We start from the raw sequence: 19,693 nt of genomic DNA on the forward strand, positions 1-19,693 counted from the left end.
CAGAGGGGGACACTGCGTGTCCCTTGGCCAATGAATTCGCCTCTACAACAAAAGGCTCAGACGGCCTCAGAACTTCTCGGCTTGCCCCAGATAGCGCCACTGTCCCACCGGCACCTTGCCCATGGGCACGCCGCCAATGCGGATGCGCTTCATGCCAACTACCTTCAGGCCAACGGCTGCGCAATAGGCCGCAATCAGTCCCTGCTTCGGGTTCTTCAGGGCGAAGCGCAGGTTGGTCTCGTTCTGCCAGCTGGCCTTCACCGGGGGCAATTCGCCGCCTTTGATGCGGATGCCGCGCTTGAGCTTGTCCAGACCGTTGTCGGCCATGGTGCCGGACACCTCGACCACATACTCCTGTTCCAGTTTCGCGGCGTCTTCGTTGAGCTTGCGCAAGGCGCGCCAGTCCTGGGTCAGTACCAGCAGGCCACTGGCGCCCGGCTGCAACGGCAGGGTGGTGGTCAGGCGGGCGAAGTGGCTACGCAGCAGGCGTACGCTGGCGCGATCTTCCGACCAGCGGCTTTCAGCGGTGAGCACGCGCTGAGCGGCTTCGAAGGAAAGGCCGGCGGGTTGGTTCATCAGCAGTGTCACTGGCTCCTGTGGCTCAGGCGTAGCGCCAGGGAGCAGGGCGACTGTCTGACCCTCTACCTTGAATTGCGGCTGTTCCACCACCTCGCCATCGACGGTGACCCAGCCACCCTCGATATAAAGTTCGGCCTCCCGGCGGGAGCAGCCGGTGAGTTCGACGATGCATTTGGACAGGCGGATGGGGTCGGTCATGGGAACTGCCAGTGGAGGGGAAAGGGCGCAATGGTAAACCCTTTGGCGGCTTTCCTGTGGGCTTCCTGCCTGTAGGGGCGATTTCAATCGCCAAGGGCTGCGTAGCAGCCCATTCCCGGTCGGTGGGGCAGGTCTGCGGCCTGCTTGGCGAATGAATTCGCCCCCACCGAAGGAGCGCTCAGCTCCACCACCCGGCCAACGCCTTGCGATGTTCCTGATGGGCGGCTTCCTGCACCGTAGGCACGAAGTGCAGTGCGGCACCGGGCAGGCATTGCGCCAGGCGTGACACGGCCAGCGGAGTGAGGGCGCCGAGACGGGGGTAGCCGCCGATAGTCTGGCGGTCGTTGAGCAGGGCGATGGGCTGGCCGTCCGGTGGAACCTGCACGGCGCCCAGGGCGATGCCTTCGGAAATCATCGACTGGGTCCTGCATTCCAGTTTCGGCCCGAGCAGGCGCACGCCCATGCGGTCGGCGCGGGTGTCCACTGTCCACTGGCTGTTGAAGGCGTCGAACAGGCTCTGCCCGGAAAAGTCGCCGATCTGCGCGCCCAGGATCAGCTCCAGGCGGGCTGCTGCGCTGAAGTCTGGTATCTGCGCGCGCGGCATGTTGCGCACTTGTGGAGTCTCGTCCTGCCAATGGAGTTGGTCACCCACGGCCAGGGCCTTGCCATTCGCGTTCAGGCCGCCCAGCTCTTCACGAGCCACCGTGGACAGGCTGCCCAGTTGCCGCTCGCCCTGGAAGCCGCCCGGTGCTGCAAGGTAGGCGCGAGCACCCTGGCGAGGATGGGCAAAAGCCAGGCGCTGGCCGCTGCGTACCTTGAAGGCGCCCCAGGCGGGCAGTGGCTGGCCGTCGAGCGCGGCGCCCAGGTCGGCACCGGCGATGGCCAGGTTGCCGTCCCGCTGGCAGGTGAGGCTGAAGGCGCCAAGGCCGACCTCCACAACTGCTGCATCCAGCTGATTGCTCAGCAGCCAGTTTGCCCAGCCCATGGATACCCAGTCCAGCGCGCCGCCCTGGGTAACGCCCAGGTGACGGCAGCCGAAACGGCCCCGGTCCTGGAGCAGGATGAAGGGCGTGCTGCGGTCGATCACGAGGCTCATGGCAGGGTCTCCAGCGGGGTGTCGTCGCCGCCCAGGCGGATGAATTCGGCACGGTCGACGGGCTCGAAGCGCACTCGGTCGCCAGCCTGCAGCAGGCTGTAGCCGGGAAGCTCCAGGTCGAACAGGCGCACCGGCGTGCGTCCCAGCAGGTTCCAGCCGCCGGGGCTTTCCACCGGGTAGACCGCAGTCTGCCGTTCGGCGATGCCGACGCTGCCGGGGGCGATGCGCTTGCGTGGCGTGGTCAGTCGTGGCGCGGCGAGCGCTTCCTCCACCAGACCCATGAAGGCGAAACCGGGGGTGAAGCCGAGGGCGAATACCTGGTACTCGCGCTGGCTGTGCCGCTGCACCAACTCAGCCACGCTCAGGTGCTTGCGCTGGGCCAGCGGCTCAAGGTCCGGGCCCACGCTCGGGTCATACCACGTGGGGATGACATGGCTGCGGCCGCTGGCACGGGTTTCCGGGCAGAGGTCGGCGAGGGCACCGGCAATCAGTTCACGGGCCTGGCGCGGGTCCAGTTGCTGGAGGTCGTAGTGCAGCAGCAGGGTGGTGTAGGAGGGCACCAGATCTACCAGCGCGGCGCCGAAGGTTTCACGCAGGCGAATGCCGGCTGCCAGCATCCACGGCATGTTGGCTTCGTCGATGCGGTCGAACAGGCGCAGGATGAAGGCGTCGATCGAGGCGACTTCGATGCGCAGGAGCGGCGTGGTCATTGGGCCTCCAGTGCTTCACGTATGCGTTTGACCGCGGCGATCGAGCCGGGGTTGTCGCCGTGAACGCAGAGGGTGTGGGCCTTCAGCGGCAGGTCGCTGCCATCGCTGGCGCGCAGGGAGTCGCCACGGGCGAGGGTGATGGCCTGGGCCACCACCTGCTCCGGGTCGTGGTGTACCGCACCGGGCAGGTTGCGCGACACGAGGTAGCCGTTGCCGTCGTAGGCCCGGTCGGCGAAAGCTTCGAACCAGAGTTCCACTCCATGCTCATCGCCGATGGCCTGGGCAGCGTCGTTGTCGCGGGTGCTCATGAGCATCAGTGGCAATTGCGCGTCGTAGGCCGCCACGGCGCGCATCACGGCGGCGAGGATGGCCGGGTCGCGCATCATGTCCTGGTACAGCGCACCATGGGGCTTCACGTAGCTGACGCGGGCACCCTGGGCGCGGCACAGGCCGTCGAGGGCGCCGATCTGGTAGAGCATCAGGTCTTCCACTTCGGCTGGCGAGCAGGCCAGGGAGCGGCGCCCGAAGCCCACCAGGTCCGGATAGCCGGGATGGGCACCGATGCTTACCCGGTGCTTCACCGCCAGTGCGATGGTGCGGCGCATGGTGCCGGGGTCGCCGGCGTGGAAGCCGCAGGCGATGTTGGCGCAGTCGATCAGCGGCATGACTTCGGCATCCAGGCCCATGGTCCAGGCTCCGAAGCTTTCACCGATATCGCAATTCAGCAGCAGTCTGCTCATGGTCTGTTCTCCAGGCAGGTCCCGTCCTACCACAGCGCCAGGCTGTAGCTGAGGATCAGGCGGTTCTCATCGAGGTCATTGGCGAAGTTGGAGCGCACCGTGGCGTTGCGCCATTTCAGTCCGAGGTTCTTCAGCGGGCCGCTCTGGATCACGTAGGCGATGTCGGTGTTGCGTTCCCACTCCTCACCGTCGTTGCCAGTGGCGCGCTGGACGTGATCGCCAGCGATATAGCGGCTCATGAAGGTCAGGCCGGGCACGCCAAGGGCGGCGAAGTCGTAGTCGTAGCGCAGTTGCCAGGAGCGTTCGCCGGCATTGGCGAAGTCTCCGATCTGCACGAAGTTCACCAGGTACGGGTCGCTGCCGGCGATGTAGGGGAAGGGGTCATCTCCCGACATGCGCTGGTAGCCAGCCCCCAGGGCATGGCTGCCAGCCTTGAGAGTGAAGAGGGCGCCGCTGGCCTTGTTGTCCAGGTCGCGGAAGTTGCCGTCCTCGCGGGACAGGGCGTAGCGCAGGTCGCTCTTGAGCGACAGCTGTTCGCCCAGGGCGAGGGTGTGCACCAGCCCGGCAAAGGTCTGGCGGTAGATGTCTTCCAGCTGTCCGTAGTGCAGGCTCGCGGTCAGCGCCGGGCTGACGCGATAGTCGCCGCCGCCGAAGTTGAAGGCGTCGCTCTGGCCACCGATGCGGTTGGCGCTGAACTCCTGGTAGTCGCTGGAGCTGTTCAGCTTGATGCGGTCGAGACGGCCGCCCTGCAGGGTCAGGTTGTCGATCTCCTGCACGTTGAGCAGCGCGCCACGGAACAGTTGCGGTAGCAGGCGCGAGTCGTTGGCTGAAACGATGGGACTCTTGAAGTGCAACGCGCCAGCCTTGAGTACGCTGTTGGATACCTTCAGCTTGCCGGTCAGGCCGAGCTTGGAATAGTCGTCCTGGGAGCCGCCGGATTGGTCGGCCGGCAGCAGGCCGGTGCCGGCGGTGCCGTCGCCGGAGTCCAACTTGACCCCGAGCAGGCCGATGGCATCGGCGCCAACGCCGATGGTGCCTTCGGTGTAGCCCGATTCCAGGCGCAGCAGGAAGCCCTGGGCCCATTCTTCGGCCTTGTCGCGGGCGCCGCTCTGGCGGAAGTCGCGGCTGAAGTAGAAATTGCGCAGCTCCAGGCTGGCGTGGCTGTCTTCAAGCAGTTCCGACTGGGCGAGCAGGGGCCAGCCCAGTCCGCTGCCGGCTATCAGCACGGCAGCCAGACGGGTGTTCGGGTGCATGGGGGAATCCTGGGTGGGATGGGGCTCGGTCAGATTTCCAGTTGCTTGCCGCGTGTTTCCGGCAGGCTGAGTGCCGCGAGGATGACCACCCCGTAGGACACGGCGGCGAACCCGCCGATGCCCACGCCCAGCGAGACGTGCTGGCTGAGGATACCGATCAGCATCGGGAAGAGAGCGGCGACGGCGCGGCCGATGTTGTAGCAGAAGCCCTGGCCCGAACCCCGGATGCGGGTGGGGAACAGCTCGGTGAGGAAGGAACCCATGCCGCTGAAGATGCCCGAGGCGAAGAAGCCCAGGGGGAAGCCCAGCCAGAGCATGGCGGCATTGCTGACCGGTAGCTGGGTGTAGAGCAGCACCACGATGAAGGAGCCGACGGCGAAGAGGATGAAGTTCTTCTTGCGGCCGATGAGGTCAGTGAGGAAGGCACTGATGACATAGCCCACGTAGGAGCCGAAGATCACCATCGCCAGGTAGCCGCCGGTGCCCAGTACGGTCAGGCCGCGCTCGGCCTTGAGGAAGGTCGGCAGCCAGGACGTGATGGCGTAGTAGCCGCCCAGGGCTCCGGTGGTCAGCAGCGAGGCGCGCAGGGTGATGCTGAGCATGCCGGGGGCGAAGATCTCGTAGAAATTGACCTTCTCGGCGCCCTGGTTGTGCTTGCGGGCTTCCTTGTAGATTTCCGGCTCTTTCACCAGGCGACGGACGACGATGACGAAGATCGCCGGCAGCAGGCCCAGCATGAACAGGGCGCGCCAGGCGTCTTCCGGCGCGAGGATGCTGAACATCAGGGCATACAGCAGGGCGGTCATGCCCCAGCCGAGGGCCCAGCCGGATTGCACCAGGCCCACGGCCTTGCCACGATCCTTGGCCTTGATGACTTCGCCGATCAGCACTGCACCGGCAGTCCACTCGCCGCCGAAACCGAAGCCCATCAGGGTGCGGGCGATCAGCAGTTGTTCATAGCTCTGCGCGAGGCCGCAGAGGAAGGTGAAGAAGGCGAACCAGAGCACCGTCAGTTGCAGGGTCAGCACGCGGCCGATGCGGTCGGAGAGGATGCCGGCAACCCAGCCACCGGCGGCGGAGGCGAGGAGGGTGAGGGTGTGGATGAGGCCGGCTTCACCGGTGGTGATACCCCAGATGGCGATCAGCGTAGGAATGACAAAGCTGAGCATCTGGGTGTCCATGCCGTCCAGGCCGTAGCCTATCTTGCAGCTCCAGAAGGTCCGTCGTTCCTGCTTGCTGAGGGCCCGGTACCAGCCGAAATGGCCGCCCTGGTCGATGTCCAGGCCGCCCGCGTGGGTCGCGTGTTTTTCCATGGGGTTCTCCGATCGCTGTTCTTGGCGTTGTATGAGCATTCGGCGGATGCGGAGTCGACGCCCGCAGCCTGTGGGCGGATTCTTGTGCCGGGGTTGGTGGACCGTCCAACTAATTAAAGCGGCCGCCGGGGATAAGAAATTCCGATACCCGATCAGTGGTGCCAGGATCGAAGATGCACGCGCTGTGCGCAGACGGCGTTCGTCGTTCCGAAGACGGCCTGGCACAGGAAGTGCTTGAATCTACTGTATCTTTTCGCCCTTGCTGCGTTTGACTCATTGCTTGCCGGTAATCGCCATGAACCTGAAGTTCCTTGAAACCTTCGTCTGGGTCGCCCGCCTGAAAAGCTTTCGCCTGACCGCCGAAAAGCTGTTCAGCACCCAGGCGTCCATCTCCAGCCGTATCGCCGTGCTGGAGGATGAATTGGGCGTGAAACTGTTCGTGCGCGATTCCCGCGGCGTGACGCTTACGCCGGAAGGGCACAAGGTGCTGGAGTACGCCGAACAGATGATGGACACCATGCATGCCTTGCGCCAGGCCATCGATACCAGTGCGGCCACCCAGGGACGCATCCGCATCGGTGCCATGGATACGGTGATCCACACCTGGCTTAGCCCGCTGGTATCGAAGGTGAACGAGCTGTACCCAGCGGTGGAGATCGAGCTGATGGCCGACACCGCGCGCAACCTCTCCGATCAGCTGCAGAAGGGCTACCTGGACCTGATTTTCCAGACCGACCCGCTGCGCCACGAGTCGGTGCTCAACCTCGAACTGGGCGCCTACCCGCTGTGCTGGATCGTCTCCACCGGCTCCATTTACCACCGTGACTACGCCTCCCTGGCCGAACTGGCCCGCGAGCGTATCGTGACCTTCTCCAAGCACTCGCGTCCGCACCAGGATGTGCTCGGCCTTCTGCATGCCAACGGCGTGACGACGCCACACCTGAGCTGCGTGAATTCGGTGGCGGCCATGACCCGCCTGCTGCGCGATGGCTTCGGCATCGGTGCCTTGCCGCCGGCCCTGGTAGCCCAGGAACTGGAGCGCGGCGAGCTGACCATCCTGCGCATCGGGCCGATGCCGCCCGTCCTGCCGCTGGTGGTGTCCTGGCGCGGCGGCACCGGCCTGGAACTGGTGGACCAGGTGGTCGATGTGAGCAAGTCGGTGGTGGCGAACTATGCCGAGAACGTGGGCAGGGAGTGCTTTGTCCCGGCCGAACTGAAAAAGGGAGAAGGGCGCCCGCGCAGCCTCTGACGTGAGTGTCTCGCGGCAGGGGGCGCCGTGCTTACCCTGCGATGCGACAGGGTGCGGAGCCAAATTCAGGCTCTTCCAGCCTGGATGTTCAACTTTCCCGATGCCCGGTCCCGGAAAATTCTTGTTGGACGAGCCGGTTCCCGCGCTTCTAAAACAGCGTCCAGAACAATAACCGGAGCAGGCCCATGACCATGCAGCAACTCGCCCAACTTCCCCCTCGTGAACTGCGCCGGCTGATCCGCCGTGGCGACTACAGCGGCCACACCAGCGGCTTGGGCCAGCGCCACCTGCAGGCCAATATCGTGATCCTGCAGAAGTCCTGGGCGGACGAATTCCTCCGCTTCTGCGTGCTCAATCCGCGCTCCTGCCCGCTGCTGGACGTGACAGAACCAGGCTCGCCGTACTTCGAGAAGCTTGGTGTGGACGTCGACGTGCGCAGCGACGTGCCGCGCTACCGCGTGCATCGCCGTGGACGTGCGCTCGAGGAAGTGACTGATATCGGCGAACTCTGGGAGGCGGATTTCGTCGCCTTCGCCATCGGTTGCTCCTTCTCCTTCGAGCAGGCCCTGCTGGATGGCGGCATCCATCTGCGGCATATCGAGATGGGGCGCAACGTCGCCATGTATCGCACTGCCATCGACACTCACCCGGCGGGACGACTGGCGGGCAAGACGGTGGTTTCCATGCGTCCGATGAAGGCCGCCGATGCCGTGCGCGCGATCGAAATCACGGCGCGTTTCCCCATGACCCACGGAGCGCCGGTGCATATCGGCGACCCTGCCCTGATCGGCATTCGTGACATCGCCGCCCCGGATTACGGCGATCCGGTGCCGGTGCATGCCGACGAAATCCCGCTGTTCTGGGCCTGCGGCGTTACCCCCCAGGCCGTGCTCGCCGAGGCCGAGCCCGAGCTCTACATCACCCACGCGCCGGGGCACATGCTGGTGAGCGACAAGCTCTACGGCGAGGTGTGAGGGGCGCCTCTCCTTGCGGGAGCGATTTCAGTCGCGAATGAACTCGCTCCCGCATCGGTGGAGTTGTTGAGCTGGGAAGCCCCTGGCTTGATGACTTGCGACATTTCCGACGCTTTGGTCTTAACTTTGTCTCCAGACTCCCACGGAAGGACTGGAGACCGACATGATCCCCGCAAAAGGACTGATCCTGGCGCTCAGCGCCACCAGCCCGCTCGCCATGGCCGACGCCGGTCCATCGTTCGACTGTGCAAAGGCCCAGGGCATCGAGCAACAGGTCTGCACGAGTGCCGAGTTGAGCGCACTCGATCGGCAGATGGCCGACGCGTACAAGAAAACGCTGGCTGCCACGGATGCGGCCACCCAGAAACGCCTTCGCGCCGAACAGCGCGGTTGGCTGAAGGGGCGTGATGATTGCTGGAAGGCCAGCGACCAGAACCAGTGCCTGGCCCTCAGCTACCAGACCCGTCTGGTGGAACTGCAGATCCAGTCCGGCGCGGTGACGGCGCCGAAGGCGGTGGAGTTCGCCTGCGGTGACAACAGCAAGCCCTTTGCCGCGAGCTTCTACAACAACGTCGAGCCCAACGCCGCTGTCCTCACCTACGGCGGCGACCAGGTCATCGCCATCAGTCAACGAACTGCCAGCGGCGCCCGCTACGGCAATGACGGCGTGGACTTCTGGGAACACCAGGGTGAAGCCAGGGTGGACTGGTACGGCACCCAACTGACCTGCAAGGCCATGCGCTGAGCCCAGCCACTGCTCAGGCCTGGGGCGCCTTGCCGGGACCTTCCTTCGTCAATTTGTCTGCCGCTCTCTGTAAACGCTGCAGGTCGATGCGGAGTTGGTGCAGTGCCTCACGACGGTCGTGCAGCACTTCCTTGACATAGCAGTGGCCGGTCAGCCCGCGCAGCAACAGTGCGGCGCCGACCCCGATATCCCAGACGCCCAGCACGCCACCGCGGTGAAAACCGTGCCTGGCCATCAACAGGCCACCGACTATGGACCCGGCCCGCTCCAGTCCATGCACGTTCTGTTCGTACGCCGGGCCGTTGATCTGCCATTGGTTATCCATGGTGCGAATCCTCCCGTGTTGGTTTGAACCTTGACCGGTCAGTGGCTCGTCGCGTTCAGGTGCCGGGACGAGCGGTCAGCTGCGCGCCTGGTTCTTTTCGGCCTTCTTCGCCGGGCTCATCAAGTACACGGTGAGGATGAAGCGCGCGGGTACCAGAGACAGCAGGCCGAGCATGCCAAACACCGCAACCAGGATGACGCCACCCGGGGTGGATGTGACCTCGCTGAACATCGCCAGGCCAACGGCCAGCAGGAACATCACGACCCCGAACCATTGCAGCCCCTGGGCCCAGCGGAAGATCGGCGACTGGCGAACTTCGCGCAAATGCCGGTTCGATTCGTTCTCTTCAACCATGCTCGTGTCCTCGTAGGTTGCAGTTGCGACCGGACGGCGGCGGTTCCCGGCATTCATCAGCATGCATGGGGTGGAGCGGTTCAGCCAGATGGGCGACGAGTGGGCGGAAACTGGTCATCCCGTCGTTGCTGGACTATGCCTTTATCGATTCCAGATACATCTGGAAGTGGCCTGCAGGGCGTCATGCCGCCCAAGGCACCCGAGTCGGGTCGAAGCTTCAAGGCCCGATGACGCCCGGGAAGGGCTCCGGGAAACCGCCGTGAATGAAAGGAGTCCGGAGAGACAGACCATGCCCTTCATCGATGACCTGGCCTTCTTGCTCGCGTTCTTCACCAGCATCGCCTGCGGCCTCATGGGCGGGTTGTTCTTCGCCTTCTCAAACTTCGTCATGCGGGCGCTGGAGCGCATAGCGCCGGAAGCCGGCATTACCGCCATGCAGGCCATCAATATCACGGTGATGAACCGCATCTTCCTCGGCGCCTTCCTGGGCACCACGGCGGCCTGTGCGCTGCTTGTGCTCTACGCCTTCGTGCATTGGGAGGTGTCTGGCACCTTCTTCCTGCTCACCGGTAGCCTGCTGTATCTGCTGGGCAACTTCGGTGTGACGCTGTTCTGCAATGTGCCGCGCAACAACGCCTTGGCGAAGCTGGATGCGGAAAACCCGGAATCGGTCGCGCCTTGGCGTACCTTCGTCGTGCAATGGACGCACTGGAACCATGTGCGCACCGGCACCGCGTTGAGCGCCTCGATGCTGCTGATGATCGGGCTGTTCCTGATGCTGGCGATGGATTGACCAGACTGGCTCGGGCCTGTGCGTGCACCTTGCGGAGCAATGCGAGCAGTTCCCGTGGTGACCCTGTTCCCCCTTGAGTCGGGCGCTTCCGATCAGCGCGAGGCCGAACGCGGAATACTCAACGCACCACGGAACCCCCTGGCCGCGTAATAGGACTGCGCACCGTTGTGATAGACAAACACGCAGTCGTAGCGACGGTCGCAGAAGAGGGCGCCGCCGAGCTTGCGGATGGCGGCAGGTGTCTGTATCCAGCTGGAGGTCTTGCTATCGAAACATCCCAGCTCCTGCAAAGCCCGATACTTTTGCTCCGTCAGGATCTCGATGCCCATGGCGGCGGCCATGTCCATGGCGCAGCCGGTAGGCTTGTTCTCCTTTCTGGAATCCAGACTCTCCCGGTCATAACACAGGCTTCTGCGTCCGATAGGGCTTTCCGCGGAGCAGTCGACGAAGACGTAGGCATCGCTTTCCCGAAGGTGAAACACCACATCCGGCTCGCCACCCGTTCGTTCCATCTCGGCCAAGGCGTGTAGTTTTTCCGGCTGGCATTCCAATCTGGCCCGCACCGCGGGCCAATTGATTTCCTGGTGTCGCCCCATGTTCGCTTCGAAGCGCGCTTGCAAGGTTCCGAGTAAAGCTTCGCGTTGCCCGATGTCCATGACGTTTCCTCCCTGTGATTCGTGACTTTTCCGTGGTCGTGGCTACTGGGTCAGCTCGTATAACCGGTTGTGGATGGCACTCTGCTTGAGTCCGTGCATCAGCTGACCTTGGGAGAACGCCTTGTCCACCTCCATCAGGCAGGTTGCAACGGTCTTGCTGTTCGCCCCGTTGGTTTGTATCGCCCAGTTTGCCCAGCCATTGTCGATACTCTGCAGATCGAGACGGTAATCGGCGGTGGTGGCATGTCCCTCCCATTTCTGCGAGCCCGCCGTCTGATACATGCAGAATCCGGCCTTGAAGCGAATGCCGGTAGGGGTGTGGATTGGCAGCATCCGGCCGTTGACGTTGGTCATCGTGAATCCTTGGGGAGCTGCCCCCAACTGATTCCAGCCAACCCCCACTGCAGCCTGCGCCACCAGGTTAGCTACGTCGCGAATCACGCCTGCCGCATGGCCGCTGGTGAGCCCGTCGTGCGCTCGAAAATTGAACGTCGCCATCCGTGGAGCCCTCTCGTCCTCAGGTTGTACGGGAGAGCAAGCATAGACGCTACCGACAGCTCGGCGAGTGCAGGGAATGTTCGAGGATCTCAGGGCGGATGGCCTCAGTCTGCTATTTCCAGGCTGCTCCGCAAATCCAGTCGCTCGATCCTCGGGCTTCTATCGCGATCTTGGCTGGGCTCCCAAGAGGGCGCTGGATGACCGTGGCGATGAAATCGTTAAGCCCGCCCCCCCAGGGGAGAATCTTTCCCACGAGACGCGCTGTAGCCTTGTGCAGGGAGCGGTTGATACTTTCCGCTCGGGCTTACCAGGAACAATAGGGAATCCCGTGCTTCTCGATATAGGATTTGGATGTGTCAGACAAAGGCCTATGTTGTCCCCCTGACGTACCATCATAGGGGCCCACTTTCACGACAGTGGCCTGCACTCGTGTCACATCGATAGCGGAGAGACAGGGCCCCAAGAGCCAGACCTTGGCAATTCCGCCGGGGGCGAGGCCGACAGTCAGCATCTTGCGATAGTCCTCGCGCCACTGGCCCCTAGCCGCGCAATAGCCCAACTCCGACTTCACCATTGCTTCCCGGGTGGCTTCGGGAATGACGATATAGGCCTCATAGGTCTGCGGCTCGGCCAGCGACTGCCAGCGCACATAGAGCAGGCGTGGAAGGTCGGCGCCTAGTACCTGTTTGCCCGCGCCGGCCCCCGGCTGCTCTGGCCAACCTCGTGGATCGCTTCTGAGGTTTTTCGGACTCTGGGTCGAGGCAATACCACTCATGGCGCTGCGAAAGACACGATCACGCACGTCCACCGCATCGGCGGTCTCGATCCAGACCTCCATGTAATTTGGGGTGCCGAAGCCCAGCCTCCAGGAATCGTAGGGTAGCCGGTGGGTGCCATTGGCGCAGCCGACCAGCCAGAGCAACAATCCCAGCGACACAAGGGTCCTGAGCTTATTCATTGGGGTGCTCCCTGCGCTGCATGCCCTCGGCGGGGCGGTTGATGAATACGACATCCAGGGCGCTGTTGTTCCAGCCCTTGGCGGCATTCCAGTGGGCTGAGAGGTGGATGTAGCGGCGGCGCAGCAGGGCGTCTTCCTCAGCGGTCAGCGGCGTGTACGCTTCCCGCAAGGCAAAGGCCTGTAGCTTGGCGGCGATAGGTTGCAGCTCGGTGGGCAATGCCGTGCGCCAGTCGTTCGGGTCAATCGGGTCGAATGCCACCCCGGCGCGTACCGCCAAGTCACGCATGATGCGCAGGTACACCAGCGATAGCTCGCCGCGTACCTGGCGCTCACTGGAGATTGCGGCGTACACCCGTTTTTCGGCCTGGGTGTCCCGCGCCCGGCGCTTGGTCTGTACCGACCAGGTGACGATGTCGAGTCCTTCGGGCGGTACATAGGCGCGCCAGTGGCGTGATTCATGGCTGAAGTGCAGTTTGGTGCGCGTGTACGCGGCACTGCGTTCGTTGGCCAGTCGATCGATTTCGAAACTGCTGTCAGGCTTGCTCAGCAGCAGCTTCTCCCTCGCCAGGGGCAGATAACCGTCGCCGATATCCGAATGGCTGCCGGGGAGTTCGATGTCCTGCTCGGCCTGGGTCAGGGAGCAGTTGTGGCGGTACTCATCGCGGGCCACCAGGTGAACCACCTTGCGGGCCATGCCCGGTGCAAGCCGCAGGTGGAGCCCAGGGTTGTCGGCATTGTGTGGACTGAAGTCGCCGTCACGCAGCGAGACGATGCCAGCCACGGTGTCGAACAGCCCGATGAAGTTGAGGACAAAGTCACTCCGATGACGCCAGGCGAACCCGGTCGCCAGTAAGGGCGAGCCGACGGGTAATGAGCGGGCCAGTAGGCTGTTTGGCCCCATGAGCAAGTCATTGGCACAGTGTCTTGCCGCTGCCGCCCCCCGGTTGAAGCCGAACAGGTCGACCTCGATCCGACGAACCTTGAGGCCAGGATTAGCATCTTGTAGCAACCGCAACTGCTTCAGAGCCAGTGCAGGCATCTGTTCGACCCTCGCCACCACACCGGTTCCCCCTTGCCGCTCCCCTGACTGTAAACAGAGTCGCCCAGGCCGCTGCGGGTGCCGATGCCTTCGAGGTAAACCTTGAGATAGACCTCTTCGGCTCCTCGCGGCAGCTGTTCCTCGGTTTGGTCCGGATAATAGAGGCCATAGAGCCGCGCCACATTGCTGACTTCATTGCCGTAGCTGTTGTCCGGCGTGTTGCCCTGGCCGTCATAGCCGTAGTTGGCGCAGTACTGGCGGATGTCTTCGCCCACTTCCGCCGACATGCCCAGGTTGACTGCATGGCAGCCAGCCGTCGCTGCGCTGTTGGCCTGGTTGTTGCCGGTGCCGTCGAAGAACAGCCCGAGACGCAGCACAATGCCGGTGTCCTCCAGTTCCTCTTCTTCCTCCTCCTCTTCCAGCAGGCTGTTCGTGACCGGCTTGGGGGTGGCCTCTGGCTGGACAGAGGAGAGCGGCATGGCCGCTACAGCAGGCGAGGGGATATCCGCTGGTCCGGAGGGGGCACCATCGGAGCGGTAGGTAGCGCTTGGCAACGAGTGGATCAGCTGGGCCCGGCATGGGCAGGTGCTGAAACTGTCCAGGGTGCCAGCCGCACGGGCGCCCGTCATGAAGTGATGGATGCCGCCGGCGATCACGTATGGCTTGCCGTCCTTGCCGCAGGTCACTTGGTCCCCCTCGCGCGCGAGTGGGACGCCATGCAGGCAGAAGCTCGGGTGTCCTTCCAGCACCACTCCGCCACAGGTGGTCTTGTCGCCACGACGAATGAAAAATCCGATAGCCACTGAGTTCCCTCTCTACGAGGCGCCCAACGCAAGCGGGGCGCACATCTACGTTGATGGTGGATGGCGCCGGCTTGCCGGTAGACCGGTTCTAGAAAAGCGCCCGGTCATAGGTTCGAAGGCGGGGCTGAATCGGGTAAATAGGAAATGTCAGAAGCCGCTGGAGTGAAGGACGGCGCGACCACTCAGAGGTGGCCGCGCAGCGCCGTAGGCGAAAAGGCGAGGGGACGGAATACTGAAAGGAGTGAGTGATTGGCACCGGCTTGGGTCACGGCAGCCGAGCCCGAAGGCAATTGCCCGGATACACGCGTTCGCGCGTGAGTCGGGGAACGACCACACGGCCCCGTTGCGGAGAGTTGACGCAGCCCTCCATCAGTTCAAAGGCTTGGGAAGCAATCGCGGCGGGCGCGGCTCGATTGCCAATTCAACGAATGAACAGGCGGCAGAACCTACCGCAAGGCAGTTCCCGGCGATGCGCCGGCGTGCATCGACATTCGCGGGCGCACACGCGTGAACGCTTTTTCCGAGCGAGAATTGCGGGCACTTGGAATTACTGTCGAGACCTGGAGCGCGGGCATCGAGGTCGGCAGCTCTCCGGGCCATATCTGTTGCGAAAACGGTGCCGTGGTCGGCTACTGCTTCGGTGATCGGGACAGTGGCGAAATCATCGTATTGGCGCTCTTGCCCGAGTACGAAGGGGAGGGAATAGGGAAGGCGCTCTTGCAACGGGTGGTCGAGGATTTCAAGGCCGTGGGCTTCAACCGACTGTTCCTTGGCTGCTCAGCCGATCCGGGCGTTCGGTCTCATGGTTTCTATCGTTATCTGGGCTGGGTTCCTACGGGGGAGCTGGATGACCTCGGGGATGAAATCCTGGAGCTCCGGCTCGACGCCAGCTAAGCGCTGTGGCCTTGTTCCGGCAGCTGCTCTAAGCTGCCGGCTTTCTTCACGATCACCGCCCAGGGCAGGCCATGACCAAGACTTCGAACGACCCGCTACATGGCATCACGCTGGAAAAGCTCCTCAACGAACTGGTGGCCCATTATGGCTGGGACGGCCTGGCCAGCCGGGTCGATATCCGTTGTTTCAAGAACGATCCCAGCATCAAGTCCAGCCTTGCCTTCCTGCGCAAGACGCCCTGGGCTCGTGAAAAGGTCGAGGCCCTTTTTACTCAGTTGCGCCAGAGCCAGGGCTGAGCCGGCCTGTCATCGCCGGTTCCGGTCGCGTCCATTCCCTTCATCGAGGAACCCCCATGGCCTCCTACGAAGAACTCTTCTCCATCGGTGAACGCTTCGAGGCCTTCGTCGGCCACGGACTGCCGGCGGAAGTCGCTGCGGTGCAGACCGTGCAAGACAAGCTGGCTGAGCCAGACGCCATTGGCGTAGCCACCCGGCAACGCCTGCAAGCCGTCCAGGGCCGCTATCACCTGCTGGTGGCCGGAGAAATGTGGTGCCCGGACTGCCAGATCAACGTCACGGTCATGGATTACCTGCAGCGCGCCCATTCGAATATCGACCTGGCGATCATCACCAAGGGGCGTGCCGAAGACGATCTGCTCGAGCGCCTGGAACTGGATCGAGTCCCGATTCCTCTGGTGGCGGTGCTGGATGCGGATTTCCAGCTGGTCGGCCGATTCGTCGAACGGCCGCAGGAGGTAATCGCTGGTGGTGAGGCGATGAAGCCGGACTATCGGGCGGGGCAGTACCTGGAAAGTACGCTGCGGGATCTTCTCTCTATCTTCGAGGCAGCGGAGGGTCGCAAGGCTGGTTGAGCCACGGAGCAATGATTGGCAAATGAAAACGCCCCGGATTTCGACCGGGGCGTTCTTTTTTGCGCGGGCTACAAGCCCGGCGGCTGGGGCGTCAATCCACGACCACATTCAGTGCAACGTCGATGTTGCCGTGGGTAGCCTTGGAGTACGGGCAGATCTCGTGTGCTTCCTTGGCGATGGCCTCGGCGACTTCGTACGGCAAGCCCGGAGCGTTGACGTTGAAGCGCGCCTGGATGAAATAGGCGTTGCCGGTCATGCCCAGATCCACTTCGATCTCCACTGCCAGGTCTTTTGGCAGCTCCACTTTCCGCTGCTGGGCCACGAGGCCGATGGCGGCGATGTAACAGGCCGACCAGGCACCGGCAAACAGTTGTTCCGCGGTGGGATGAGGCTGGGTGGCATCGAACTGAATTGCCGAATCCGCGCTGCCACCACGGGGGGCCGAGAGCTTGATATCCAGGCGACCGTGGTCATTGCGCGGAGCGCCTTCACGGTGGGCTACGGTGGTGTGGGTCTTGCCGGTGAACAGTACTTTTTCGATCTTGCTCATGGGGGAGTTCCTCAGTGTCTGGTGTGCTTGAAGCCAGGGTGCAAACTTGTGAATCGCATAAGATCAAATCGGATGCGATGTATGAATACTCACGCACTAACCGGATGACGTCAATAGGAGTGAGGTGTGTTTCTGGATGAACGGTCGCGTGCGATTGAATCAAGGGGCGCAGGACGCGCTGAGGTTCTGGCAGGAGCGAGCGTTGCTCGCGAAAAGTGAGGGCGTTCGTTCATCGCCCGCTTCACACAAGTCGGCGTCGGCGTCGGCTGAATTGCCCGCCATAATGCTGCGCTTCATGTTTCCCATTCATGCAGGCCGTCCCCGATGTCATTCGCCGAGCTGTTTCTCCTGGGTATTCCCGCTGTCCTGCTGACGGGCATCTCGAAAGGCGGCTTCGGCGGCGCACTGGGTGGCATCGCGGTGCCGTTGCTGGCGCTGATGATGCCGCCGACCCAGGCGGCGGCGATCATGTTGCCGATCCTCTGCATGGCGGATATCACTGGCCTGCGCCGTTTCTACGGAAAGTGGGACCTGCACAACCTGAAGATCATGCTGCCTGGTGCGCTGCTGGGCGTGCTGGCCGGCACCCTGAGCTTCGGCCTGCTCAGCGAGCGGCTGCTCGGCCTGATGATCGGCGGCATTGCCATCGTCTTCTTCCTGCTCAACGTATTGAACGCAGCCGCGACCCAGTCGCCCAGCACGCCGAAGGTGGTCAAGGGCACCTTGCTGTCGGGGATTGCCGGCTTCACCAGCTTCGTTGCCCACGCCGGTGGCCCGCCGATCATGATGTACCTGCTGCCGCAGCAGATGGACAAAGTGCGCTACGTCGCCACGGTGAACTGCTTCTTCCTGCTGACCAACGCCATCAAGCTGGTGCCCTATGCGTTGCTCGGGCAGTTCACCACCACCAGCCTGACTGCCAGCCTGGCCCTGGCGCCAATCGTGGTGGCTGGCGTGTGGCTGGGCATTTGGCTGCAGGGCCGCGTCAACCACACCTGGTTCTACCGCATCGCCTGGGCCGGACTATTGGTGACGGGCATCCAATTGCTCGTGCAGAACTGGTAGACGGCGTTTTGGCACAGGGTTAGCGTTTCGACCTTTACCGGGAAGAAAGGAGTTCTGCCCCATGAGCGATTACCTCCGTCTGAACAAGGCCAACTGGGACCAGCGCGCGCCCTTGCACGCAGCCTCCAGTGGCTACGGTACCGAGTCGTTCGTCAACGATCCCGCGCACCTCTCGAACGTGGTGCGTTTCGACCTGCCGCGCCTGGGCGATATCGCCGGGCTGCGTGGCGTGCATCTGCAATGCCATATCGGCACAGACACGCTTTCCCTTGCGCGGCTTGGCGCACGGATGACCGGCCTCGATTTTTCGCCCGCGTCCCTGGAACAGGGCCGCTTGTTGGCCGGGCGCTGCGGCGCGGAGATCGGCTTCGTCGAGTCGGATGTTTATGCCGCCGATCAGGTGCTGCCGGTCGGTGCATTCGACTTCGTCTACACCGGCATCGGCGCGCTGTGCTGGTTACCGCGCATCGACGATTGGGCCCGCGTCGTGGCCGCGCTGTTGAAACCGGGCGGACGTCTGTTCATCCGCGAAGGGCATCCGGTGCTCTGGGCGGTCAATGAGGCGCGCGAGGATGGCCTGGTGATCGAGTATCCCTACTTCGAACGTCTTGAGCCGATGGTCTGGGACGACGACAGCACCTACGTGGAAACCGATGCGTCGCTGACCGCCACCCGCACCCATGAGTGGAACCACGGGCTGGGCGAGATCATTTCCGCCCTGCTCAGGCATGGCCTGCAGATCACCGCCCTTGAAGAACATGACAGCGTGCCCTGGGAGGCGCTACCGGGACGGATGCGGGTGGACGAGGCAGGCGAGTGGCGGTTGGAAAAAGACCGCTGGCGGTTACCGCTGAGCTACACCTTGCAGGCACTGAAACGAGGGTAGGGCCGCCCGTAATCGCGACTGGAGTCGCCTTCTCCTGAACAAAAAAAGGCCGCCACGGTGCGGTCAACTTACGGGGGGAGGTGGCGACCGTGGCGACTCCAGTTGTCCTCTGCAAGGGGACAGTTTCACGTTAGTTCATGCCAGAAAAAGTGCGTCGGCTTTCCGTCGGGGAAATGGGCTAGATGTAACGCCATTTGTCCGGGATGCCTGGCGTCCGCGGATCGCGGTAGCTGTGAATCAGTCAGTTCTGCACTTGGTTCTCGAATTCCGACCCTTGGTCGGATCAGTCGGGGCGGCGCGCCAGGACTGTCGCACTCAGCCATGGGAGCAGTCAGTCGTAGTCGTCGGGATTCAGCAGGCCGCCCACATTCAGGATCATGTTCAGCTCCGCATTCGACTGCGGAACCGTGACGGGGACGTTGTAGGTCTTCTGATTGAACGGACCGGTCGGGGCTCGCAGCACCTGCCCGTACCTGTTGATCTCCGCCGCTTGATTGGCGTGACCGGCGTACCTGACCTGCGGATCGTGGGTGAACGGATCGACGGTACTGTGCATGTACTGGTTCAGGGTCACTGGATTGCGCCACAACCCGGAGAGATTGTCGCGCCGCACGGTGTGGGGAATGCGGTACATGTTCAACCAGCCGGCGCAGTTGGGGCAGCAGCCCTTGGACGTCGACGTGGCGATGGTCAGGTTCCGGTCGCTCAGGGCGTGCTTGGAAATGTGCTGCTCCACCACCAGGAAGCGGACGATCATCATTTCGGCATGCAGACCGGTGAGGTTGCCCAGCCCGAGTGAGGTATTGGTGATGAAATGCACCACATCCCTGGACGGATCGAAGTCGTAGTACTGCATGACTTCGTCCTGAATATCCGCCAGGTGCCGGGTGAAGGTGAAGCCCTGGGTGGCGATCATGAGGTGCCCGGGCAGATTGCCGACAGCGATGGTCGCGTTCGAGTTGCCGTTGGTGTACCAGCGCTCGAGGTCGTCACAGACGCCTGTCAGCTTGTTTACTTCGTCGGTGATGTTGTTATGGATTTCCTGGGACCAGAGCATTCGCTTGATCAGTGCGCGCTGGACATCCTGCAGGCTCTGCTTTCTGGATGAGTAGTCCATGGTCGGCATCGTCTTTTCCCTCCCTGG

At 63.2% G+C, this 19,693-nt stretch carries 24 protein-coding genes; 9 read left to right on the forward strand and 15 right to left on the reverse strand.

Annotated elements, in window-relative coordinates:
- Positions 1-66: 66 nt before the first annotated feature.
- The 6 genes from D6Z43_RS04595 to D6Z43_RS04620 all read right to left on the reverse strand — a co-directional run bounded on the left by D6Z43_RS04595 (position 67) and on the right by D6Z43_RS04620 (position 5,889).
- Positions 67-777, reverse strand: a complete 711-nt coding sequence (locus tag D6Z43_RS04595) for an rRNA pseudouridine synthase (protein ID WP_120650815.1) — start codon at positions 775-777, stop codon at positions 67-69.
- 178 nt (positions 778-955) lie between these two features.
- Positions 956-1,873, reverse strand: a complete 918-nt coding sequence (locus D6Z43_RS04600; RefSeq protein WP_120650816.1) for a biotin-dependent carboxyltransferase family protein — start codon at positions 1,871-1,873, stop codon at positions 956-958.
- Positions 1,870-2,583 (reverse strand): allophanate hydrolase subunit 1, encoded by a 714-nt coding sequence (locus D6Z43_RS04605; protein WP_120650817.1) that lies wholly within the window; start codon positions 2,581-2,583, stop codon positions 1,870-1,872. The genes D6Z43_RS04600 and D6Z43_RS04605 overlap by 4 nt, the downstream gene beginning before the upstream one ends.
- A complete protein-coding gene (locus D6Z43_RS04610; protein ID WP_120650818.1) occupies positions 2,580-3,323 on the reverse strand; it encodes a 5-oxoprolinase subunit PxpA in 744 nt (247 codons plus the stop codon). The genes D6Z43_RS04605 and D6Z43_RS04610 overlap by 4 nt, the downstream gene beginning before the upstream one ends.
- Positions 3,324-3,349: 26 nt before the next feature.
- On the reverse strand, positions 3,350-4,576 hold the full coding sequence (locus D6Z43_RS04615) for an OprD family porin (protein ID WP_120650819.1): 1,227 nt from the start codon (positions 4,574-4,576) through the stop codon (positions 3,350-3,352).
- 29 nt (positions 4,577-4,605) lie between these two features.
- A complete protein-coding gene (locus D6Z43_RS04620) occupies positions 4,606-5,889 on the reverse strand; it encodes an MFS transporter (protein ID WP_120650820.1) in 1,284 nt (427 codons plus the stop codon).
- 295 nt (positions 5,890-6,184) lie between these two features.
- On the opposite strand from D6Z43_RS04620, the gene D6Z43_RS04625 reads away from it, so the two are divergent.
- The 3 genes from D6Z43_RS04625 to D6Z43_RS04635 all read left to right on the forward strand — a co-directional run bounded on the left by D6Z43_RS04625 (position 6,185) and on the right by D6Z43_RS04635 (position 8,857).
- Entirely contained in the window at positions 6,185-7,138 is a 954-nt protein-coding gene (locus D6Z43_RS04625; RefSeq protein ID WP_120650821.1) for a LysR family transcriptional regulator, read from the forward strand.
- 185 nt (positions 7,139-7,323) lie between these two features.
- Positions 7,324-8,112, forward strand: coding sequence for a putative hydro-lyase (locus D6Z43_RS04630; RefSeq protein ID WP_120650822.1), 789 nt, complete (start codon positions 7,324-7,326; stop codon positions 8,110-8,112).
- A gap of 163 nt (positions 8,113-8,275) precedes the next feature.
- Positions 8,276-8,857: an MliC family protein gene (locus D6Z43_RS04635; RefSeq protein WP_120650823.1), complete on the forward strand. Its 582-nt coding sequence runs from the start codon at positions 8,276-8,278 to the stop codon at positions 8,855-8,857.
- Between the two features lie 13 nt (positions 8,858-8,870).
- Here D6Z43_RS04635 and D6Z43_RS04640 read toward each other — a convergent pair whose 3' ends face one another.
- Both D6Z43_RS04640 and D6Z43_RS04645 read right to left on the reverse strand, forming a co-directional pair.
- Positions 8,871-9,182 (reverse strand): DUF2892 domain-containing protein, encoded by a 312-nt coding sequence (locus tag D6Z43_RS04640; RefSeq protein WP_120650824.1) that lies wholly within the window; start codon positions 9,180-9,182, stop codon positions 8,871-8,873.
- A 75-nt stretch (positions 9,183-9,257) separates the two neighbouring features.
- A complete protein-coding gene (locus tag D6Z43_RS04645; RefSeq protein ID WP_162945804.1) occupies positions 9,258-9,536 on the reverse strand; it encodes a hypothetical protein in 279 nt (92 codons plus the stop codon).
- 289 nt (positions 9,537-9,825) lie between these two features.
- On the opposite strand from D6Z43_RS04645, the gene D6Z43_RS04650 reads away from it, so the two are divergent.
- Entirely contained in the window at positions 9,826-10,329 is a 504-nt protein-coding gene (locus D6Z43_RS04650) for a DUF1772 domain-containing protein (RefSeq protein ID WP_120650826.1), read from the forward strand.
- A 92-nt stretch (positions 10,330-10,421) separates the two neighbouring features.
- Here the strand turns inward: D6Z43_RS04650 and D6Z43_RS04655 are convergent, their stop codons facing one another.
- From D6Z43_RS04655 to D6Z43_RS28255, 5 genes are all read right to left on the reverse strand, one after another.
- Positions 10,422-10,985 carry a DUF4256 domain-containing protein gene (locus D6Z43_RS04655; RefSeq protein WP_120650827.1) on the reverse strand — a complete coding sequence of 188 codons (564 nt, stop codon included), beginning with the start codon at positions 10,983-10,985 and terminating at the stop codon, positions 10,422-10,424.
- Positions 10,986-11,027: 42 nt separating this feature from the next.
- Complete coding sequence (locus D6Z43_RS04660; protein WP_120650828.1) at positions 11,028-11,483, reverse strand: hypothetical protein; 456 nt, start codon at positions 11,481-11,483, stop codon at positions 11,028-11,030.
- A 304-nt stretch (positions 11,484-11,787) separates the two neighbouring features.
- Positions 11,788-12,441, reverse strand: a complete 654-nt coding sequence (locus D6Z43_RS04665; RefSeq protein ID WP_120650829.1) for a DUF2931 family protein — start codon at positions 12,439-12,441, stop codon at positions 11,788-11,790.
- On the reverse strand, positions 12,434-13,480 hold the full coding sequence (locus D6Z43_RS28250; RefSeq protein ID WP_256660944.1) for a DUF2235 domain-containing protein: 1,047 nt from the start codon (positions 13,478-13,480) through the stop codon (positions 12,434-12,436). The genes D6Z43_RS04665 and D6Z43_RS28250 overlap by 8 nt, the downstream gene beginning before the upstream one ends.
- Entirely contained in the window at positions 13,462-14,283 is an 822-nt protein-coding gene (locus D6Z43_RS28255; RefSeq protein ID WP_256660945.1) for a PAAR domain-containing protein, read from the reverse strand. Before D6Z43_RS28255 ends, D6Z43_RS28250 begins: the two co-directional genes overlap by 19 nt.
- A 507-nt stretch (positions 14,284-14,790) precedes the next feature.
- On the opposite strand from D6Z43_RS28255, the gene D6Z43_RS04675 reads away from it, so the two are divergent.
- The 3 genes from D6Z43_RS04675 to D6Z43_RS04685 all read left to right on the forward strand — a co-directional run bounded on the left by D6Z43_RS04675 (position 14,791) and on the right by D6Z43_RS04685 (position 16,048).
- Positions 14,791-15,177, forward strand: a complete 387-nt coding sequence (locus D6Z43_RS04675) for a GNAT family N-acetyltransferase (protein WP_256660946.1) — start codon at positions 14,791-14,793, stop codon at positions 15,175-15,177.
- Positions 15,178-15,248: 71 nt separating this feature from the next.
- Positions 15,249-15,473, forward strand: coding sequence for a VF530 family DNA-binding protein (locus D6Z43_RS04680; RefSeq protein WP_120650831.1), 225 nt, complete (start codon positions 15,249-15,251; stop codon positions 15,471-15,473).
- Between the two features lie 56 nt (positions 15,474-15,529).
- Complete coding sequence (locus D6Z43_RS04685) at positions 15,530-16,048, forward strand: thioredoxin family protein (protein WP_120650832.1); 519 nt, start codon at positions 15,530-15,532, stop codon at positions 16,046-16,048.
- A gap of 91 nt (positions 16,049-16,139) precedes the next feature.
- On the opposite strand, the gene D6Z43_RS04690 is transcribed toward D6Z43_RS04685, so the two are convergent.
- The gene (locus tag D6Z43_RS04690) at positions 16,140-16,598 is read right to left on the reverse strand and encodes an Ohr family peroxiredoxin (RefSeq protein WP_120650833.1); all 459 of its coding nucleotides are present in this window, start codon (positions 16,596-16,598) and stop codon (positions 16,140-16,142) included.
- Positions 16,599-16,922: 324 nt separating this feature from the next.
- Between D6Z43_RS04690 and D6Z43_RS04695 the strand changes: the two genes are divergently transcribed.
- Together D6Z43_RS04695 and D6Z43_RS04700 are read left to right on the forward strand one after the other, a co-directional pair.
- Positions 16,923-17,663 carry a sulfite exporter TauE/SafE family protein gene (locus D6Z43_RS04695; protein WP_120650834.1) on the forward strand — a complete coding sequence of 247 codons (741 nt, stop codon included), beginning with the start codon at positions 16,923-16,925 and terminating at the stop codon, positions 17,661-17,663.
- Positions 17,664-17,724: 61 nt separating this feature from the next.
- Positions 17,725-18,549 carry a bifunctional 2-polyprenyl-6-hydroxyphenol methylase/3-demethylubiquinol 3-O-methyltransferase UbiG gene (locus tag D6Z43_RS04700; RefSeq protein ID WP_120650835.1) on the forward strand — a complete coding sequence of 275 codons (825 nt, stop codon included), beginning with the start codon at positions 17,725-17,727 and terminating at the stop codon, positions 18,547-18,549.
- Between the two features lie 331 nt (positions 18,550-18,880).
- On the opposite strand, the gene D6Z43_RS04705 is transcribed toward D6Z43_RS04700, so the two are convergent.
- Positions 18,881-19,666, reverse strand: a complete 786-nt coding sequence (locus D6Z43_RS04705; protein ID WP_162945805.1) for a hypothetical protein — start codon at positions 19,664-19,666, stop codon at positions 18,881-18,883.
- Between the last annotated feature and the right edge of the window lie 27 nt (positions 19,667-19,693).

Source organism: Pseudomonas sp. DY-1 (assembly GCF_003626975.1).
Lineage (GTDB): Bacteria > Pseudomonadota > Gammaproteobacteria > Pseudomonadales > Pseudomonadaceae > Metapseudomonas.

What these genes read in the sequence shown, in the direction of transcription:
- D6Z43_RS04685 (WP_120650832.1), top strand. Translation starts at nt 15,530, where the DNA reads ATGGCCTCCTACGAAGAACTCTTCTCCATCGGTGAACGCTTCGAGGCC.
- D6Z43_RS04620 (WP_120650820.1), bottom strand. Translation starts at nt 5,889, where the DNA reads ATGGAAAAACACGCGACCCACGCGGGCGGCCTGGACATCGACCAGGGC.
- D6Z43_RS04625 (WP_120650821.1), top strand. Translation starts at nt 6,185, where the DNA reads ATGAACCTGAAGTTCCTTGAAACCTTCGTCTGGGTCGCCCGCCTGAAA.
- D6Z43_RS04610 (WP_120650818.1), bottom strand. Translation starts at nt 3,323, where the DNA reads ATGAGCAGACTGCTGCTGAATTGCGATATCGGTGAAAGCTTCGGAGCC.
- D6Z43_RS04665 (WP_120650829.1), bottom strand. Translation starts at nt 12,441, where the DNA reads ATGAATAAGCTCAGGACCCTTGTGTCGCTGGGATTGTTGCTCTGGCTG.
- D6Z43_RS04680 (WP_120650831.1), top strand. Translation starts at nt 15,249, where the DNA reads ATGACCAAGACTTCGAACGACCCGCTACATGGCATCACGCTGGAAAAG.
- D6Z43_RS04600 (WP_120650816.1), bottom strand. Translation starts at nt 1,873, where the DNA reads ATGAGCCTCGTGATCGACCGCAGCACGCCCTTCATCCTGCTCCAGGAC.
- D6Z43_RS04655 (WP_120650827.1), bottom strand. Translation starts at nt 10,985, where the DNA reads ATGGACATCGGGCAACGCGAAGCTTTACTCGGAACCTTGCAAGCGCGC.
- D6Z43_RS04695 (WP_120650834.1), top strand. Translation starts at nt 16,923, where the DNA reads ATGTCATTCGCCGAGCTGTTTCTCCTGGGTATTCCCGCTGTCCTGCTG.
- D6Z43_RS04630 (WP_120650822.1), top strand. Translation starts at nt 7,324, where the DNA reads ATGACCATGCAGCAACTCGCCCAACTTCCCCCTCGTGAACTGCGCCGG.
- D6Z43_RS04640 (WP_120650824.1), bottom strand. Translation starts at nt 9,182, where the DNA reads ATGGATAACCAATGGCAGATCAACGGCCCGGCGTACGAACAGAACGTG.
- D6Z43_RS28250 (WP_256660944.1), bottom strand. Translation starts at nt 13,480, where the DNA reads ATGCCTGCACTGGCTCTGAAGCAGTTGCGGTTGCTACAAGATGCTAAT.
- D6Z43_RS04660 (WP_120650828.1), bottom strand. Translation starts at nt 11,483, where the DNA reads ATGGCGACGTTCAATTTTCGAGCGCACGACGGGCTCACCAGCGGCCAT.
- D6Z43_RS04700 (WP_120650835.1), top strand. Translation starts at nt 17,725, where the DNA reads ATGAGCGATTACCTCCGTCTGAACAAGGCCAACTGGGACCAGCGCGCG.
- D6Z43_RS04605 (WP_120650817.1), bottom strand. Translation starts at nt 2,583, where the DNA reads ATGACCACGCCGCTCCTGCGCATCGAAGTCGCCTCGATCGACGCCTTC.
- D6Z43_RS04595 (WP_120650815.1), bottom strand. Translation starts at nt 777, where the DNA reads ATGACCGACCCCATCCGCCTGTCCAAATGCATCGTCGAACTCACCGGC.
- D6Z43_RS04645 (WP_162945804.1), bottom strand. Translation starts at nt 9,536, where the DNA reads ATGGTTGAAGAGAACGAATCGAACCGGCATTTGCGCGAAGTTCGCCAG.
- D6Z43_RS04705 (WP_162945805.1), bottom strand. Translation starts at nt 19,666, where the DNA reads ATGGACTACTCATCCAGAAAGCAGAGCCTGCAGGATGTCCAGCGCGCA.
- D6Z43_RS04615 (WP_120650819.1), bottom strand. Translation starts at nt 4,576, where the DNA reads ATGCACCCGAACACCCGTCTGGCTGCCGTGCTGATAGCCGGCAGCGGA.
- D6Z43_RS04650 (WP_120650826.1), top strand. Translation starts at nt 9,826, where the DNA reads ATGCCCTTCATCGATGACCTGGCCTTCTTGCTCGCGTTCTTCACCAGC.
- D6Z43_RS04635 (WP_120650823.1), top strand. Translation starts at nt 8,276, where the DNA reads ATGATCCCCGCAAAAGGACTGATCCTGGCGCTCAGCGCCACCAGCCCG.
- D6Z43_RS04690 (WP_120650833.1), bottom strand. Translation starts at nt 16,598, where the DNA reads ATGAGCAAGATCGAAAAAGTACTGTTCACCGGCAAGACCCACACCACC.